The organism is Zhengella sp. (assembly GCF_041397485.1).
Classification (GTDB): domain Bacteria; phylum Pseudomonadota; class Alphaproteobacteria; order Rhizobiales; family Rhizobiaceae; genus Zhengella.
The window spans coordinates 202,528-217,651 of the sequence record NZ_JAWKWO010000002.1 but is presented as its reverse complement, the minus strand read 5'-3'; the positions used below and the strand labels follow the sequence as shown (position 1 = coordinate 217,651).

17 protein-coding genes are annotated in these 15,124 nt (G+C 66.0%); 8 read left to right on the top strand and 9 right to left on the bottom strand.

Going from position 1 to position 15,124, the window contains the following annotated elements; all coding sequences use genetic code 11:
* Positions 1-4 precede the first annotated feature (4 nt).
* The 3 genes from R3D65_RS07045 to R3D65_RS07035 are packed head-to-tail and all read right to left on the bottom strand — an operon-like array spanning position 5 to position 1,812.
* Positions 5-1,081, bottom strand: a complete 1,077-nt coding sequence (locus R3D65_RS07045; protein WP_371274510.1) for a 5-(carboxyamino)imidazole ribonucleotide synthase — start codon at positions 1,079-1,081, stop codon at positions 5-7.
* A complete protein-coding gene (gene purE / locus R3D65_RS07040) occupies positions 1,078-1,572 on the bottom strand; it encodes a 5-(carboxyamino)imidazole ribonucleotide mutase (RefSeq protein WP_371274509.1) in 495 nt (164 codons plus the stop codon). The genes R3D65_RS07045 and purE overlap by 4 nt, the downstream gene beginning before the upstream one ends.
* Positions 1,573-1,608: 36 nt before the next feature.
* Positions 1,609-1,812, bottom strand: a complete 204-nt coding sequence (locus tag R3D65_RS07035; protein ID WP_371275003.1) for a YdcH family protein — start codon at positions 1,810-1,812, stop codon at positions 1,609-1,611.
* A gap of 236 nt (positions 1,813-2,048) precedes the next feature.
* On the opposite strand from R3D65_RS07035, the gene R3D65_RS07030 reads away from it, so the two are divergent.
* Positions 2,049-2,225 carry a YdcH family protein gene (locus R3D65_RS07030; RefSeq protein ID WP_371274508.1) on the top strand — a complete coding sequence of 59 codons (177 nt, stop codon included), beginning with the start codon at positions 2,049-2,051 and terminating at the stop codon, positions 2,223-2,225.
* Positions 2,226-2,304: 79 nt separating this feature from the next.
* Here R3D65_RS07030 and R3D65_RS07025 read toward each other — a convergent pair whose 3' ends face one another.
* Both R3D65_RS07025 and R3D65_RS07020 read right to left on the bottom strand, forming a co-directional pair.
* On the bottom strand, positions 2,305-3,555 hold the full coding sequence (locus tag R3D65_RS07025; protein WP_371274507.1) for an MFS transporter: 1,251 nt from the start codon (positions 3,553-3,555) through the stop codon (positions 2,305-2,307).
* A 104-nt stretch (positions 3,556-3,659) separates the two neighbouring features.
* Entirely contained in the window at positions 3,660-3,854 is a 195-nt protein-coding gene (locus R3D65_RS07020) for a DUF1192 domain-containing protein (RefSeq protein ID WP_371274506.1), read from the bottom strand.
* Positions 3,855-3,944: 90 nt separating this feature from the next.
* On the opposite strand from R3D65_RS07020, the gene R3D65_RS07015 reads away from it, so the two are divergent.
* Entirely contained in the window at positions 3,945-4,943 is a 999-nt protein-coding gene (locus R3D65_RS07015; RefSeq protein ID WP_371274505.1) for an NAD(P)H-quinone oxidoreductase, read from the top strand.
* A gap of 7 nt (positions 4,944-4,950) precedes the next feature.
* Here R3D65_RS07015 and R3D65_RS07010 read toward each other — a convergent pair whose 3' ends face one another.
* Both R3D65_RS07010 and rsmI read right to left on the bottom strand, forming a co-directional pair.
* Positions 4,951-5,319, bottom strand: coding sequence for a YraN family protein (locus R3D65_RS07010; protein ID WP_371274504.1), 369 nt, complete (start codon positions 5,317-5,319; stop codon positions 4,951-4,953).
* Complete coding sequence (gene rsmI / locus R3D65_RS07005; RefSeq protein ID WP_371274503.1) at positions 5,312-6,241, bottom strand: 16S rRNA (cytidine(1402)-2'-O)-methyltransferase; 930 nt, start codon at positions 6,239-6,241, stop codon at positions 5,312-5,314. The genes R3D65_RS07010 and rsmI overlap by 8 nt, the downstream gene beginning before the upstream one ends.
* A gap of 110 nt (positions 6,242-6,351) precedes the next feature.
* On the opposite strand from rsmI, the gene R3D65_RS07000 reads away from it, so the two are divergent.
* Positions 6,352-7,560, top strand: coding sequence for a penicillin-binding protein activator (locus R3D65_RS07000; RefSeq protein WP_371274502.1), 1,209 nt, complete (start codon positions 6,352-6,354; stop codon positions 7,558-7,560).
* Between the two features lie 40 nt (positions 7,561-7,600).
* On the opposite strand, the gene R3D65_RS06995 is transcribed toward R3D65_RS07000, so the two are convergent.
* Positions 7,601-8,941, bottom strand: coding sequence for a hybrid sensor histidine kinase/response regulator (locus R3D65_RS06995; protein ID WP_371274501.1), 1,341 nt, complete (start codon positions 8,939-8,941; stop codon positions 7,601-7,603).
* 13 nt (positions 8,942-8,954) lie between these two features.
* The gene (locus R3D65_RS06990; protein WP_371274500.1) at positions 8,955-10,091 is read right to left on the bottom strand and encodes an FIST N-terminal domain-containing protein; all 1,137 of its coding nucleotides are present in this window, start codon (positions 10,089-10,091) and stop codon (positions 8,955-8,957) included.
* A 360-nt stretch (positions 10,092-10,451) separates the two neighbouring features.
* On the opposite strand from R3D65_RS06990, the gene R3D65_RS06985 reads away from it, so the two are divergent.
* From R3D65_RS06985 to R3D65_RS06965, 5 genes are all read left to right on the top strand, one after another.
* Entirely contained in the window at positions 10,452-10,940 is a 489-nt protein-coding gene (locus R3D65_RS06985; RefSeq protein ID WP_371274499.1) for a (2Fe-2S)-binding protein, read from the top strand.
* A gap of 143 nt (positions 10,941-11,083) precedes the next feature.
* Positions 11,084-13,426, top strand: coding sequence for a xanthine dehydrogenase family protein molybdopterin-binding subunit (locus R3D65_RS06980; protein ID WP_371274498.1), 2,343 nt, complete (start codon positions 11,084-11,086; stop codon positions 13,424-13,426).
* Between the two features lie 85 nt (positions 13,427-13,511).
* On the top strand, positions 13,512-14,306 hold the full coding sequence (locus tag R3D65_RS06975; protein ID WP_371274497.1) for a xanthine dehydrogenase family protein subunit M: 795 nt from the start codon (positions 13,512-13,514) through the stop codon (positions 14,304-14,306).
* Between the two features lie 129 nt (positions 14,307-14,435).
* Positions 14,436-14,810, top strand: coding sequence for a hypothetical protein (locus R3D65_RS06970; RefSeq protein WP_371274496.1), 375 nt, complete (start codon positions 14,436-14,438; stop codon positions 14,808-14,810).
* Between the two features lie 4 nt (positions 14,811-14,814).
* Positions 14,815-15,075 (top strand): Rho termination factor, encoded by a 261-nt coding sequence (locus R3D65_RS06965; RefSeq protein ID WP_371274495.1) that lies wholly within the window; start codon positions 14,815-14,817, stop codon positions 15,073-15,075.
* The last annotated feature ends 49 nt before the right edge of the window (positions 15,076-15,124 follow it).

Here is a 15,124-nt window from a genome sequence, read left to right as displayed (position 1 = left end):
TGCATCAGCGGCGCTTCAGCCGCGTCACATGGCCCATCTTGCGGCCGGGCCGGGCCTCGGCCTTGCCATAGAGATGCAAGACGGCGTCCGCTTCCTGCGCGATGGCCGGCACCCGGTCGATGTCGTTTCCGATCAGGTTTTCCATCACGCAGTCGGAATGGCGGTCGCCAAGGCCAAGCGGCAGGCCGGCCACGGCACGGATGTGCTGTTCGAACTGCGAGATGGCGCAGGCGGCTTCCGTCCAGTGGCCGGAATTGTGAACCCGCGGCGCCATTTCGTTGGCAACGAGCGTGCCATCGGCCATGACGAAGAATTCCACGCCGATCACACCGACATATCCAAGCGCTTCCAGGATCGCCGAGGCAGCGGCGATGGCCGCCGTGGCCGTCTGCGCGGATATGGCGGCAGGAACGGTCGAGCTATGCAGGATCCCGTCACGATGGACATTCTCCGCCGGCGCATAGGCGCGGATCGTTCCATCCTGGCTGCGCGCCGCGATGACCGAGATCTCGCGCTCGAACGCCACGAAGCCTTCCAGGATGAGCGGCACCGCACCCATGCCCTCGAAGACGCCGGCGGCATCCTCGCCGGAGGCATTGCGGAACACGCGCTGGCCCTTGCCGTCATAGCCCAGCCTGCGGGTCTTGAGCACGCCATTGCCGCCGAACGCTTCAAGCCCGGCAGCCAGATCCGCGTCGCCGTCAACCGCGCGGAAGGGCGCGGTGGCGATACCGGCTCCGTTCAGGAACGTCTTTTCCGCAAGCCTGTCCTGTGCCGTCTCAAGGGCCGCCGGGGCGGGATGAACCGCCACGCGCGGCAGAAGCGAACGCGCAGCCATCACCGGCACGTTCTCGAATTCGTAGGTCACGACATCGCAGGCGGCCGCCAATTCCTCCAGCGCGTCGGCATCGTCATAGGCCGCCGCGATCTGTCCGTTGGCCACCTGCGACGCCGGACAGCCGGGCTGGGGTTCGAGGATCACGGTGCGGTAGCCAAGGCGCGCGGCCGCCATTGCCAGCATGCGGCCAAGCTGGCCGCCACCGATGATGCCGATCGTGGAATTGGGGGGAAGCGGGCTCATGCGTCATCCACCGGTTCTTCGCCAACGGCAGCGCTGCGGGCCGCGCGCAGGCTATCGAGCCGGCCGGCGAGCGCCTCATCGGAAAGTGCGAGCACGGCTGCGGCCAGCAGGCCCGCATTGGTTGCCCCCGCCTTGCCGATGGCCAGCGTGCCGACAGGAATGCCGCCCGGCATCTGCACGATCGAAAGCAGCGAATCCTGCCCCGAAAGGGCGGCAGACTGCACCGGAACGCCGAAAACCGGCAGGGGCGTCAGCGCCGCGACCATGCCGGGCAGATGCGCCGCGCCGCCGGCGCCGGCAATGATCACCTTGAAGCCGTTGGCCCTGGCGGAGCGGGCGAAGTCGTACATACGCTCGGGCGTACGGTGGGCCGAGACGATCCGCGCGCTGTAGGCGACGCCGAGTTCGTCGAGCACGTCCGCGGCATGTTTCATGGTCGGCCAGTCGGACTGGCTGCCCATGATGATGGCGACGTCTGCGGCTGCGGACATGGCTAAATCTCCTGCTCGGACCTGGCGCCCGCCGGGTCAGGCGATGATGTCGGGAATGATGGAATCCTCGAGCGCCTGGAGCCTGTCCTTGATGGCAAGCTTCTTCTTCTTCATGCGCTGGATGCGCAGCGGATCGCAGCCCGTGGCGATCATGGCGTCTATGGCGGCGTCGAAGTCGGCATGGTCCTGTTTCAGTCGCGCAAATTCAAGGCGGATATCCGCCTGTTCCTGTTCGGACATGCCGGTCATCGGTCTCGTTTCCATCTGGGTACCGGCCACCCTGAAAAGGGTGCAGCCGGCTGCTTCGTGGCCCGGCCCATAGCATATCTTCGACTGTAACGGAATTCTACCAGAACGCATTCGACAGCGCCTTTCATCTCTGGCAGAGTGTCATCGTAATGTCATGTCACCGGGCTTCTCGCCCGCGGCGGTGCGGGCCCGGCGACCCTGTTCAAACAGCGGAAGGAGAGCTGGCCATGTCCCTTGAATCGCATCTTGCGGAACTGCATCGCAAACACGGCGAGCTGGAGCGGAAAATCGACGAGATGACGCTTCATCCCTCCGTGGACGATCTCGAACTTGTCGAGCTCAAGCGCCGCAAGCTGAAACTCAAGGATGAAATCAGCAAGCTGGAGACAGAGACCCGCCATTGACGGCAATGTGACGGAAACGGCAAGCCTTGTCCGTTCCGCATGAAACCCGCGTCCCGACCGGCGCGGGTTTTTCATTTTTTCAGGTGTCGGCCGGATCCTCCTCGCCGCGCGGATCGAGGTTGTAGGCTTCCGGCGTGGTCGCCCGCTCCACCGGCAACGTCTGGAACGTGTCCTTTTCCGCCTGCGGCACGGCAGCACGCTGGCGCATCCGCCAGGCGGTGTAGGGCACGATGAGGCCGTGTGCCAATGCGGTGGCGAGGAAGATGCCCTCAGGGCGAAGGCCTTCCATCAGGGTCGCGCCCAGCAGCGGCCCGGCCATGGTTCCGGCGCCGTAGATCAGCAGCAGGCCACCGGACACCTTCACGAAATCCTCCGGCCCGGCATGGTCGTTGGCATGCGCCACGGCGATCGAATAGAGCGTGTAGGCCATGGCCCCATACACGGCGGCCAGCGAAATGACCGGCACCGCGCCGCGCAGCTCAAGGAAGAAGGCGCTCAACGCGACGGCACTGGCAATGCCTGCCATGGCGAGAAGGACGATGCGCCGGTCGGTCCTGTCGGACATGCGGCCTGCCGGCCACTGCATCAGCGCCCCGGCCACCACGGTCACGCTCATCATCACGGCGATGCCGGCGGTTCCCACGCCGGCCTGTGCGCCATAGACGGCGCCGAGCGTACCCCAGGCGCCATTGGCGACGCCGATCAGGAAACAGCCCGCAAAGGCCACCGGCGAGGTGCGGTAGAGCGTCTTCAGGTCCAGCGAGACACCGGTTGGCGGGCGCGGGCTGGCCACTGTCGACATGGCGATCGGGATCAGGGCCAGGCAGAACAGCGCGCCGGCAGCCATGAAGGGCGTCTGCCGCGTGACATCGCCCGCGGCCAGCCCCATCTGGCCGGCCATGATCGAGGCATAGGTCACCATCATGTAGAGACCGAAGATCGAGCCGCGCGATTCGTTGGTCGCCTTTTCGTTGAGCCAGCTTTCGATCACCATGAAGGCGCCGGCCATGATGAAGCCGGTGCAGACCCGCAGCGCGATCCACACGGCCGGTTCGATGACGATCCCGGTCATCAGCGCCAGGACGGCACCGCTGGAGGCAAAGGCGGCGAAGGCGCGCACATGGCCCACACTGCGCACCAGCCGCGGCGCATAGAGGCAGCCGGCCACGAAGCCGGCCGCCCAGCCGGTGCCAAGCAGGCCGAGCGAGAAGGCGGAAAAGCCTTCCGCCTGGCCGCGCAGCGGCAGCAGCAGCCCGTGCAGCCCGCTTCCAGCCAGCAGGAAGGCGGTTCCGAGCAGGAGGGCGGCAATGGGGGCAATGCGGGCGAACATGGATTACCTTGCGAATCGGAACGGTTCCGGGACAGCGCGCGCCTTCGGCACGGCAAACAGGGCGATTTCGCGGCCACTTCCCGGCAATGCCGGGGATGGCGGACTCAACTCTTGCGGAAGAGCGATTCCGCGGCGCTCTTCGTGGACGATTTCGCCTCCATTTCGTTCCGCAGGCGCATGATTTCGCTTTCCAGAAGGCTTATGCGGTGGCCCAGTTCGTCGACCGACAGGTCGGACAGATCCTGGCCAATGGCATGGGTGACGGGCTTGCGCACCGGATCGTCATCGAAAAGAGCCATGCCGGACCTCCCTTGCCTTGGCATTCACCGCCATGACAATACATGCATCAGTGCTGCGCAATCAATTCCGAGACAGAGACAGGCAAGCCCATGACACTGCCCGCAAACATGACCGCAATCGCCATCACGTCACCCGGCGGCCCGATGGTGCTGAAGCCGGAACGGCGCCCGGTTCCCGCTCCGAAGGAAGGCGAGGTGCTGATCCGGGTCGCCGCAGCCGGCGTCAACCGCCCCGATGTCCTGCAACGCATGGGCGCCTATCCGCCGCCGCCAGGCGCTTCCGAACTGCCCGGCCTCGAGGTGGCCGGCGAAGTCGCGGCCGTTGGCGCGGGCGTGACCCGCTGGCGCGAAGGCGATCGCATCTGCGCGCTGACGCCGGGCGGCGGCTATGCCGAATATTGCATCGCCCCGGCCTCCAATTGCCTTCCTGTTCCCTCGGGTTTCACCTTCACGGAGGCTGCGGCCATTCCCGAGACCTATTTCACCGTCTGGCACAATGTCTTCCAGCGCGGCGGCCTGCAGGACGGCGAGACCCTTCTTGTCCATGGCGGCACGTCCGGCATCGGAACGACGGCGATCCAGCTCGCGGCAAAGGCCGGCGCCTATGTCATCGTCACCGCCGGGTCGAAGGAGAAATGCGACGCCTGCCTGTCGCTCGGCGCCGACCGGGCGATCAACTATCGCGAGGAGGACTTCGTCGACGCAGTGCGCGAGGCGACCGGCGGCAAGGGCGCCAACGTCATTCTCGACATGGTCGGCGGCGATTACGTGGAGCGCAACTATCGCGCTGCCGCCGAGGAAGGGCGAATCGTCCAGATCGCGGTGCTGCACGGCGCAAAGGCCACGGCAGACGTCTCCCTGATCATGCGCAAGCGACTGGTCCATACCGGTTCGACGCTGCGTCCGCGCCCGGTCCATTTCAAGGCCACCATCGCGGCGGAACTGGAGGCGCGCGTCTGGCCGCTGCTCGCCAAGCGCGATGTCGCGCCGGTCATGGACATGATCTTCCCGCTCGCCGAGGCCTGGCGGGCCCATGAGCGCATGGAAGAGGGCAACCATATCGGCAAGATCGTGCTCGACGTGGCGTGACCGGCGCTCACGCCTGCCAGGCATTGGCCACGTGGCGCGGCCAATGCCCCGGAACCACGGCCACAATGTCAAAGCGCAGCGACAGGCGCGCCGCATCCGGCTGGCGCGACAGCCAGAGATCGGCGGCGTTTGCGATGCGCCGCTGCGATTCGCGGCCCACGGCGTCATGGGCGGCGTCTTCGCTGGACCGCGCCTTGACCTCGACAATCGCGACAACATCGCCGCGCCGGGCGATCAGGTCGATTTCGCCAAGCCGTGTGCGATAATTTCGCGCGACGATGCGGTAGCCCTTGAGCATCAGCGCCAGCGCTGCCAGCCACTCGCCGCGCTGCCCGCGTCTGAGTGCGATGTGCCGGCCGTTTCGCGCGTCAGCCATCGCCGTTGCGATCCTTCAGGGCCACGATGCGGGCGAACAGATCCTGCTTGGGCAATCCGGTCTGCCTGGCCGCCTGTGCCGCGGCCCGTGAGGCCGGCATGACGGCAGAAAGCTCGACCAGAAGCGCATCGACGTCTTCGGCCGCCGGCACGGCCGCTTCGCCGGGCGGCGCCACGCAAATCACGATTTCGCCTTTCGGCGCGCCGGTCTCTCCATAATGGGCGGCCAGCGCCGGAAGGCTGTCGCGGCGCACTTCCTCGAACGCCTTGGTCATCTCCCGCGCCACAGCGGCGGGCCGGTCGCCGAAGATCTCCGCCATGGCGGCGAGGGTGGCGGCCAGCCGGCGCGGCGATTCGTAGAAGACGAGCGTGCCGGGAACGGCATCCAGCGATTCCAGTCGGGTGCGTTTCTGCCCGGCCTTCACCGGCAGGAAGCCGGCAAAGAAAAACGCGTCGGTCGGCAGGCCCGACGCGGTGAGCGCGGCCAGCAGCGCCGAAGGACCCGGCAGCGGCGTCACGGGCAGTCCCGCGGCCAGCGTTTCTTCCACCAGCCGGTAGCCGGGATCGGACAGCAGAGGCGTGCCGGCATCGCTGACGAGGGCCACGGACCGCCCGGACGCCATCGCCTCGATCAGTTTCGGCCCGGCGACGGCGGCGTTGTGTTCGTGATAGGCGGTGGTGCGTGCGCGAATGCCATAGCGATCGAGCAGCACCCGGCTCGTGCGCGTGTCTTCGCAGGCCACGATATCCGCGCCTGCCAGCGCCTGGAGCGCACGGATCGTGATGTCGGCCAGGTTGCCGATCGGCGTCGCGACAAGATGAAGGCCGGCCGGAAGCGCACTGGCCTCGAACGCGGCCTGGCCGATCATGTAGCGTGTGTCGCGCTCCCGCGAACCTGTTGCGCCTGCTGGTGGCCTGTTCATGACCTGTTATTAACCTTGACGAATGCTTGCCAATCGCGTTTTGCGGTTGCGACAATGAAAACAAGGGACGTGAAAGCGCTTCTAACACGGCGCGGCAGACAGGTGCAGGCATGATGACAGGGTTTTTCCGCGCGGTCCGCCGCATATCCGGGCTGGCAGCGCTCGCGCTGCTGGCCGGCTGCCAGGGCGTGCAGATGGGCCTGCCCATGCCCGACGGCGGCGAGCCGGTCATGCAACAGTCCGAACCGGTGCCAGCCAACCTGCCACCCGCCACGGGCGAGGTGATCGGCAGCGGTCCGGTTCGCGTGGCGATGCTGCTGCCAATGAGCGCGCCAGGCAATGCGGGCAAGGTGGCGCAGGGCTTCCGCAATGCCGCCGCGCTGGCCGTGGAGGACTTTCCCGGCACCGTGGAACTCGTGATCAAGGATACCGCCGGCATAGCCACAACGGCCACCGACGCGGCCGCCGAAGCCTATACGGAAGGCGCGTCCATCGTTCTGGGGCCGTTGTTCTCGGGCAATGTCTCGGCTGTCAGCGGTGTGCTGGAGCCGCGCGGGCGCACCATGATCGCCTTTTCCTCCGATGCCGGCGTGGCGCGGCGCGGGGTGTATCTCAATTCCTTCCTGCCCGGAGACATCGTCCGGCGCACGCTGGATCATGCCATGGCGCAGGGTGTGCGCCGCGTGACGGCCATCGTTCCGGAGGGTGCGTTCGGCCTGCTCGTCGAGCGCGAGGCACGCCAGGCGCTGGCCGCCGGCGGCGGGGAACTCGTCGGCACGGTGCGCTATGCCTATGACGACGCTTCCGTGGCGCAAGCCGTGGCCGATGCCATGCCGCTGGTCGGCAAGTCCGACGCCATCCTTCTGCCCGATGGCGGCAACACGCCCGGTGTCTTCGCGCGGCAATTGCGCGAGACCGGCGCGGACCTTTCTGGCAAGCGCTTCCTCGGTTCGGGCCAGTGGGCCAACGCCAAACTGACCGATCCCGCCTTCAATGGCGCATGGTATGCCGATATCGACCAGACGCGCATGGGCAGTTTCAATACCCGCTATGAGCAGCGCTTTGGCGAAAAACCGGCGCCCAACATGGTGCTGGGCTACGATTCGCTTGCCCTCGTCGCGGGGCTCGTGCGCAGTGGCGGGCCGCAGGCGCTCACCGTGGCCAATCTCGAATCGGCGGGCGGTTACAATGGCTATACCGGGCTCTTCCGGCTGCGTCCCGACGGGCGCAACGAGCGCGGCTATGCGGTCTACGAGATCCGCAACGGCCAGCCGCAGGTTGTCAGCCCGGCACCGGCCAGTTTCCGGCCGGGCTTCTGACACCGGGCAGCCGGTCGGCGCAGCCGGTCAGGGTTGACGTTCAGGCCAGCATATGCGCCATGAGCGCGCGCAATTGCGCAGGCTTGACGGGCTTGCGCATGACTTCCATGTGCGCCGAACGGGCCACCTGAGCCAGATCCTCGGAAAAATCGGCGGTCGTGATCAGCGCGGGGATGGCCTTGCGGGTGACGCGGCGCGTCTCCGTGATCGCCTCGGTGCCAAGATCACCATGGTCGAGATGCTGATCGGCGATGATGATGTCGGGATCGAAGCCGTCCCGTTCGACATGGGCCAGGATTTCCTCCAGGCAGGCGCCGTCGCGCACCTCGCAGCCCCAGCGCTGCAAGAGGAGAAGCATGGCGCGGCGCACGCCGGCGTCGTTTTCCACCAGCAGCACGCGCGCCCCGTCCAGACCATAGGCACGCGGCCGCTCCGGCTCGCCGGACACAGCCTGCGCGGCCGGTTCGGCCTGCGGACGCATGCCCATGGGCGCCGTCAGCCGGAAGACCGTGCCCTTGCCCACCACGGATGTGAAATGCAGCGGATGATCGAGTGCGGCCACCATGCGCTTGACGATGGACAGGCCCAGGCCTAGGCCGCCCGTCCCGTCGTCGGAGAGGTCCGGGCCGCGGTGGAACTCCTCGAAGACCGCGTCGAACTCCTCTTCAGGAATGCCGGTGCCGGTGTCGATCACGTCCACGCGGACCTGCTGGCCGCGCGGCCGCGCGGCGACGAAGACGCCACCGGTGCGGGTGTAGCGGATGGCATTGGAAACGATGTTCTGCAGGATGCGCCGGTACATGCCCTGGTCCGACAATACGGCCAGCCGGGTCGGGCGGAAGCGCAGGCGCAAGCCCTTGCGCGCCGCCAGCGGGGCGAAATCCGATTGCAGCGACTGGAACAGCGTATCGAGCTGGACGAGCGAAACCTCCGGCCGCACCACGCCGGCATCCAGCTTGGAAATGTCGAGCAGGGTGCGCAACAGCTCTTCCATCGTCTCCAGCGAACGCTCCACCTGCCGGGCAAGCGTCTGGCCCTCGTCGCTGGTCTGGATGTCGGAAAGCGCCGAAATGGAAAGCCGCGCGGCGTTGAGCGGCTGCAAAACGTCATGGCTGGCGGCGGCCAGGAACCGCGTTTTCGACAGGTTGGCGATCTCGGCGGCCTCCTTGGCCTGCACGAGATCCTGGTTGGTCTTTTCCAGCCGCCGCAGCGTGGCGCGCAGTTCCTCGGTGCGCGCACGGATGCGCCCTTCCAGGTTGATGGCCGTCTGGAACAGCGAAAAGGCATTGCCCTGCTGATCCATCGACTGCTCGACGCGCGACATCAGCGCCTGGTTGATGCGGCGAAGCCGTTCGATATCGTCGATCTCGTCGATGTTCATTGCCGCGCCGGCCCTATCCGGCGGCTTCGCGCATCGCACCGAATGCCACACCCGTGAAGGTCTGGTTCAGGTGCATGGAGCGGAACTGCTCGCCGTAGGTGGCGAAGCCGATGACATTGTTCGTGCGGTAAAGCTCGGAGACATCGCGAATGATCTGGCGGTTCTGCGCGTCCAGGCGGCGGTGGGTGCATTCGAAGCCGAGCACGACATCAATGCCCTTGAGCTGTGCCGCGACATCGTTCAAGGCCTGGCGCGTGGTTTCCACCATGCCGGTCGGTTCCGCGACGGTCAGCACAACGCCGTCATCGATGGCGCAGAAGAAGGACAGCGAGCCGTCCTCGTTCACCTTTTGGATCGACCGGCAGTAATATTCGCCGCCGACGCGCACGACGACCGGGTGCGTGGCGAATGACAGCGGCGACAGCGATTGCGGATCCATGCCGATGGCCTGGGCATATTCCGCTGCCGCGGGCGCGGCGTTGAGTTCATGCACGATCCGGTGGTCCGGATCGGAGGCGGTGACGACAAGCTTCTTCTGTGTCGGCACGAAATTGTCGGTCTTGAAGATGTGGAAGGGCACGTCCGTGGCAACCAGGGCGATGACCGCGGCGCCGGTGTGGACATGGCCGTCGTGTATGATGGGCGTTTCGTGAAAGTTCAGGTCGTCGCCCGCCGAACCGCCGATCAGCGGAATGTCATCCAGTCCCCAGTGTATGGCCGAGGTGACCGCCTCTTCCGAATAGCACATGCCGTCGATGAGACAGACGGCGAAGGTGCGGGCCCCCTCCGGCTTGCAGGCCTGCGCCAGGGCGTGGCGCGCCATCTCCACCCGGGCGGTGATGCTCTCCATTCCGGCGTTGGTCACGTCCTCGATCAGCGTGGTGACCACGGTGAAGTGGCGGGCGGGCAGGATCATGGCGATCGCCTGGCCGTCCTGGAGGCCTTCCGGCGTGATTTCGCCGGCGGTCGTGCAGCAGGCATGGGCCACCGACGGGGCATGACGCCGCAAGGCGGCCGCCAGTTCCCCGGGCGAATAGAGCCGTGGCGAATGGAAGATGAAGGCGAAACCGCCACCCATGGCCTCGGCCTCGGTGGCGATCGCCTTGCAGAAGGCTTCCGGATGGCCGCCTGTCCCGGCAAGCGCCACCATTCCGCATGAATAGGGGCTGCGTGTCAGCGTCAGGGTCTTCTCCTCCCGCGCAGCAACCCTCCTCTGCCGGTGCCGCACTCGGCGCATATTATGATCGTGGAATTCCCACAGCGCAACAGCGCCGCTCGCGCCGTGCCCGCGATGGCAAATGCGACCGAAAGTACAATACCTTCCGGCGGACCGGGGCGGCATTGTTTTCGCGAAGGGTTTGGAGGGACCTTGCGGGGAATTGCCGTGCATGCGCGCGGGCCCGGCATCCGGTCCGGGCCATTCACCCGATCGATGGCGCGGGCTTGAAAGCCCGTCGTTTTCCGTAAATCCTAGCCATGTCCAACATGGTGCCTTTGGGAGGAGGACTTGATGTCTGAAGTAACGATGACCGTGAATGGCCGGAAGGTGTCCGGCCAGTGCGAGGACCGCACGCTGCTGGTGCATTTCCTGCGCGACAACCTGGGCCTGACGGGTACGCATGTCGGCTGCGACACGTCCCAGTGCGGCGCCTGCGTCGTCCATGTCGACGGCAAGGCCGTCAAATCCTGCACCATGCTTGCCGCCCAGGCCTCGGGTTCGGATGTGGTGACGATCGAGGGGCTGGCCGGCGCCGGCGATCTTTCACCCGTGCAGGCGGCCTTCAAGGAACATCATGGCCTGCAGTGCGGATTCTGCACGCCGGGCATGATCATGGCGGCCACCGACATGATCAACCGTTACGGTGCCGGCAATCTCGACGAGAAGACCGTGCGTGCCGAGCTGGAAGGCAATATCTGCCGCTGCACCGGCTATCACAACATCGTCAAGGCCATTCTGGCGGCCTCCGATGAAATGGCCAAGGGCGCTGCGGCGGCCTGAAGCGAGCCAATAGCGAAACATTAAGCAGCGAATAGCGGGGTACGGGCGACAGCGACCTGGTCACAGACGGCAAATCCGGTTGATTGCCCCTGGTCGCCATGTGCCAGCCCGCGTTCGCTCCCGACAGGCGGAGGAGCTTGAAAATGGGTATGGAAGGCGTTGGCGCACGCGTTGCGCGCAAGGAAGACAAGCGGTTCATCACGGGATCGGGCCGCTATACCGACGACATGAGCGTTCCGGGCATGAAGTATGCGGCTTTCGTCCGCAGCCCGCACGCCCATGCAAAGATCGCATCGATCGACACGGCGGCGGCGGAAGGCATGCCGGGCGTGATCGGCGTGCTGACCGGCAAGCAGCTCAAGGCCGATGGCATCGGAAACCTGATCTGCGGCTGGATGATCCATTCCAAGGACGGCACGCCGATGAAGATGGGCGCATGGGAGCCGATGGCCACCTCGACGGTGCGCTATGTCGGCGATGCGGTTGCCATCGTCGTGGCGGAGACGCGCGGCCAGGCCCGTGACGCGGCCGAAGCGGTCAATGTCGAATACGAGGAACTGCCTGCCGTCATCCATGCGGTCGATGCGCTCAAGCCGGGCGCCCCGCAAATCCATCCGGAAGCCGAGGGCAACCTGATCTATGACTGGGAGATCGGCGACGAGAGCGCGGCCGACAAGGCGATTGCCGAGGCCGCTCACGTCACCGAGATCGAGATCGTCAACAACCGCCTGTCGCCCAACCCGATGGAGCCGCGCGCCACGCTCGGCGTCTATGACAAGGCCGAGGATCACTACACCTGCTGGACGACCTCGCAGAACCCGCATGTCGCGCGCCTGGTGATGAGCGCCTTCTACAACGTCGCGCCGGAGAACAAGCTGCGCGTCATCGCGCCGGATGTCGGCGGCGGATTCGGCGCCAAGATCTACATCTATCCCGAGGAGATCATCTGCCTTTGGGCTTCCAAGCGCACCGGCGTCCCGGTCAAGTGGACGGCCGACCGCACGGAAGCCTTCATGACGGATGCCCATGGCCGCGACCATGTCTCCAAGGTCAAGATGGCCTTCGACAAGGACAACCGCATCACCGGCCTGAAAGTCGAGACGGTGGCCAATCTGGGCGCCTACATGTCGCTCTTCTCGTCCTCGGTTCCGACCTATCTCTATGCCACGCTGCTGTCGGGCCAGTACGCGATCCCGGCCATCCACTGCAACGTCAAGACGGCCTATACCAACACCGTGCCGGTGGATGCCTATCGCGGTGCCGGACGCCCCGAGGCGACCTACCTGCTGGAGCGCACGGTGGAGACGGCGGCGCGTGAACTGGGCGTCGATCCGGCCGAGCTTCGCCGCACCAACTTCATCCGTGAGTTCCCGTACCAGACGCCGGTCATCATGTGCTATGACACGGGCGATTTCGATGCCACGCTTGATGCCGCCATGGAAGCCATCGACTACAAGGGTTTCGAGGCCCGCAAGGCGGAAAGTGCGAAGAACGGCAAGCTGCGCGGCATCGGCATGAGCTGCTACATCGAGGCCTGCGGCATCGCGCCGTCGGCGGCGGTCGGCTCGCTCGGCGCCGGCGTCGGCCTGTGGGAATCGGCGGAAGTGCGTGTCAATGCCGTCGGCACGATCGAGGTGCTGACCGGCTCGCACAGCCACGGCCAGGGCCACGAGACGACCTTCGCCCAGCTCGTCAACGAGCGCCTCGGCGTTCCGCTCGACAGCGTTTCCATCGTCCATGGCGACACCGACAAGGTGCAGATGGGCATGGGCACCTACGGGTCGCGCTCCGGTGCCGTCGGCATGTCCGCCATCGTCAAGGCGCTCGACAAGGTCGAGAGCAAGGCCAAGAAGATCGCAGCCCACCTGCTGGAGGCGGACGAGGGCGACATCGTCATCGAGAACGGCGAATTGAAGGTCGCCGGAACGGACAAGTCCGTGCCGTGGTTCCAGATGGCGCTGGCCGCCTACACCGCGCACAACCTGCCGGAAGGGATGGAACCGGGCCTCAAGGAAACCGCCTTCTACGATCCGACCAACTTCACCTTCCCCGGCGGCTGCTACATCGCCGAGGTCGAGGTCGATCCGGAAACCGGCAAGACCGATGTCCTGCGCTTCGTCGCCGCCGACGACTTCGGCAACATCATCAATCCGATGATCGTCGAGGGGCAGGTGCATGGCGGGCTTACCCAGGGCATCGGACAGGCATTGCTGGAAGGCGTGGTCTATGACGAGAGCGGCCAGCTTCTGACCGCCTCCTACCAGGACTACTGCATGCCGCGCGCCGATGACGTGCCCTCCTTCGAGGTCTCGCACCACATCACCCCGTGCCCGGGCAATCCGCTCGGCATCAAGGGCTGTGGCGAGGCGGGCGCCATCGGTTCGCCGCCGGCCATCATGAACGCGATCACCAATGCGATCGGCAACAACAACCTGACCATGCCGGCAACGCCGCAAAAGGTCTGGGCCGCGAACAACGCCAAGTGATCGGAGCGGGAAGGAGCCTCCGCGCCGGCCTGGCCGGGCGCGGGGGCGGCCGCCCGCATGATGCAGTCAGAAGGACAAGACATCCATGTACAACACCACCTATCATCGCGCCTCATCGGCTGACGAAGCCGCAAAACTGGCCGGTTCCGCAGCCGAAGCAAAATATGTCGCCGGCGGACAGACGCTCATCCCGGCCATGAAGACGCGCCTCGCCGCGCCGGAAAACCTCATCGACCTGCGCCATGCGGGCATGGCGGGCATTTCGCAGGACGGGGACACGCTGACCATCGGCGCCACCACCACGCATGCGGAAGTGGCCGGCTCCGAGACCGTGAAAAAGGCCTGCCCCGGCCTTGCCAGCCTCGCCTCCCACATCGGCGATCCGCATGTGCGCCACATGGGCACGATCGGCGGTTCCATTGCCAACAACGATCCGGCCGCGGACTATCCCTCGGCCATGGTGGCGCTCGGCGCGACCATCGTCACCGACAAGCGCGAGATCGCCGCTGACGACTTCTTCACCGGCCTCTTCGAGACGGCGCTGGAAGAGGGCGAACTCGTCAAGGCGGTCAAGGTGCCGGCCTGTGCCGCCTCCAGCTATGCCAAGTTCCCGAACCCGGCTTCGCGCTACGCCATGACCGGCGTTTTCGTCGCACGGCATGGCGACGGCGTTCGCGTCGCGGTCACCGGCGCCGGCTCCGACGGCGTCTTCCGCTGGAGCGAGGCCGAACAGGCGCTGTCGTCGAATTTCTCGGCCGACGCCGTCTCCGGCCTCAAGGCCGATGCCGCGGGGCTGATGAGCGACATCCATGCTTCGGCCGACTATCGCGCCAATCTCGTGGCGGTCATGACGGCCCGTGCGGTGCGCGCCATCGCCTGAACCGGGACCAGGCTGACTGAAGCGGAGCGGCGGTGCCATCGGGCGCCGCCGCTTTTCTTTTGCATGAACGAATCCCCCTGCCCGGCGTTGATCCGGTGATCCCACCAACGGCAGATGGAGGTTGAAGTCATGCCGCTGTTCGACAAGGGGCCTGCGCTGGCCGAGAATGCCGCTGTCGGCGGCGATGGCGACACGCCGGGCATCGCCCAGGACATCACGCTGGACGATATCCGCGCCGTTGCCTTTTCCGACGAACCGCTCGAAACGCGCCGCGAGGAACTGAAACGGATTCGCGAAGCCCTGCAAGCGCGCGAACCCGGCGACCGCGGTCACGAGTTCGATGTGCTTCTGTCGGAGCTGGACCGGATCGCGGCCGAACTGGATCCTGGCCTGCCGGGCGTGGCCGGCGATGGCGAAACCGGCATGGACCCGCAGGAGCGCTTCGACGCGATGGCGCCTGACGAGGTGGAAGACTTTGCCCGCCGCAAGAGCGGTGAGGGGTGACAGGATGGTAAAAGATCACGGACCCGCCGTCAAGGACGACAAGGCCTATGAAGACCTTCGCGGCAAGGGCTATTCGAAATCGAAGGCCGCCGCCATCGCCAATGCCAAGGCAAACCCTTCCATGCATCCCTCGAGGAAGGGCGGCAAGGCGCCGCCCTACGAGGACTGGACGAAAGACGATCTTTACGCCCGGGCGCGGGAACTGGACATCGCGGGCCGGTCTTCCATGAGCAAGGCTCAATTGATCGACGCCCTGCGCGGATAGCGTGGTTGCGCCGGTTCTCCATGCTCTGCGTCAGGAGCAGCCTGGCGCT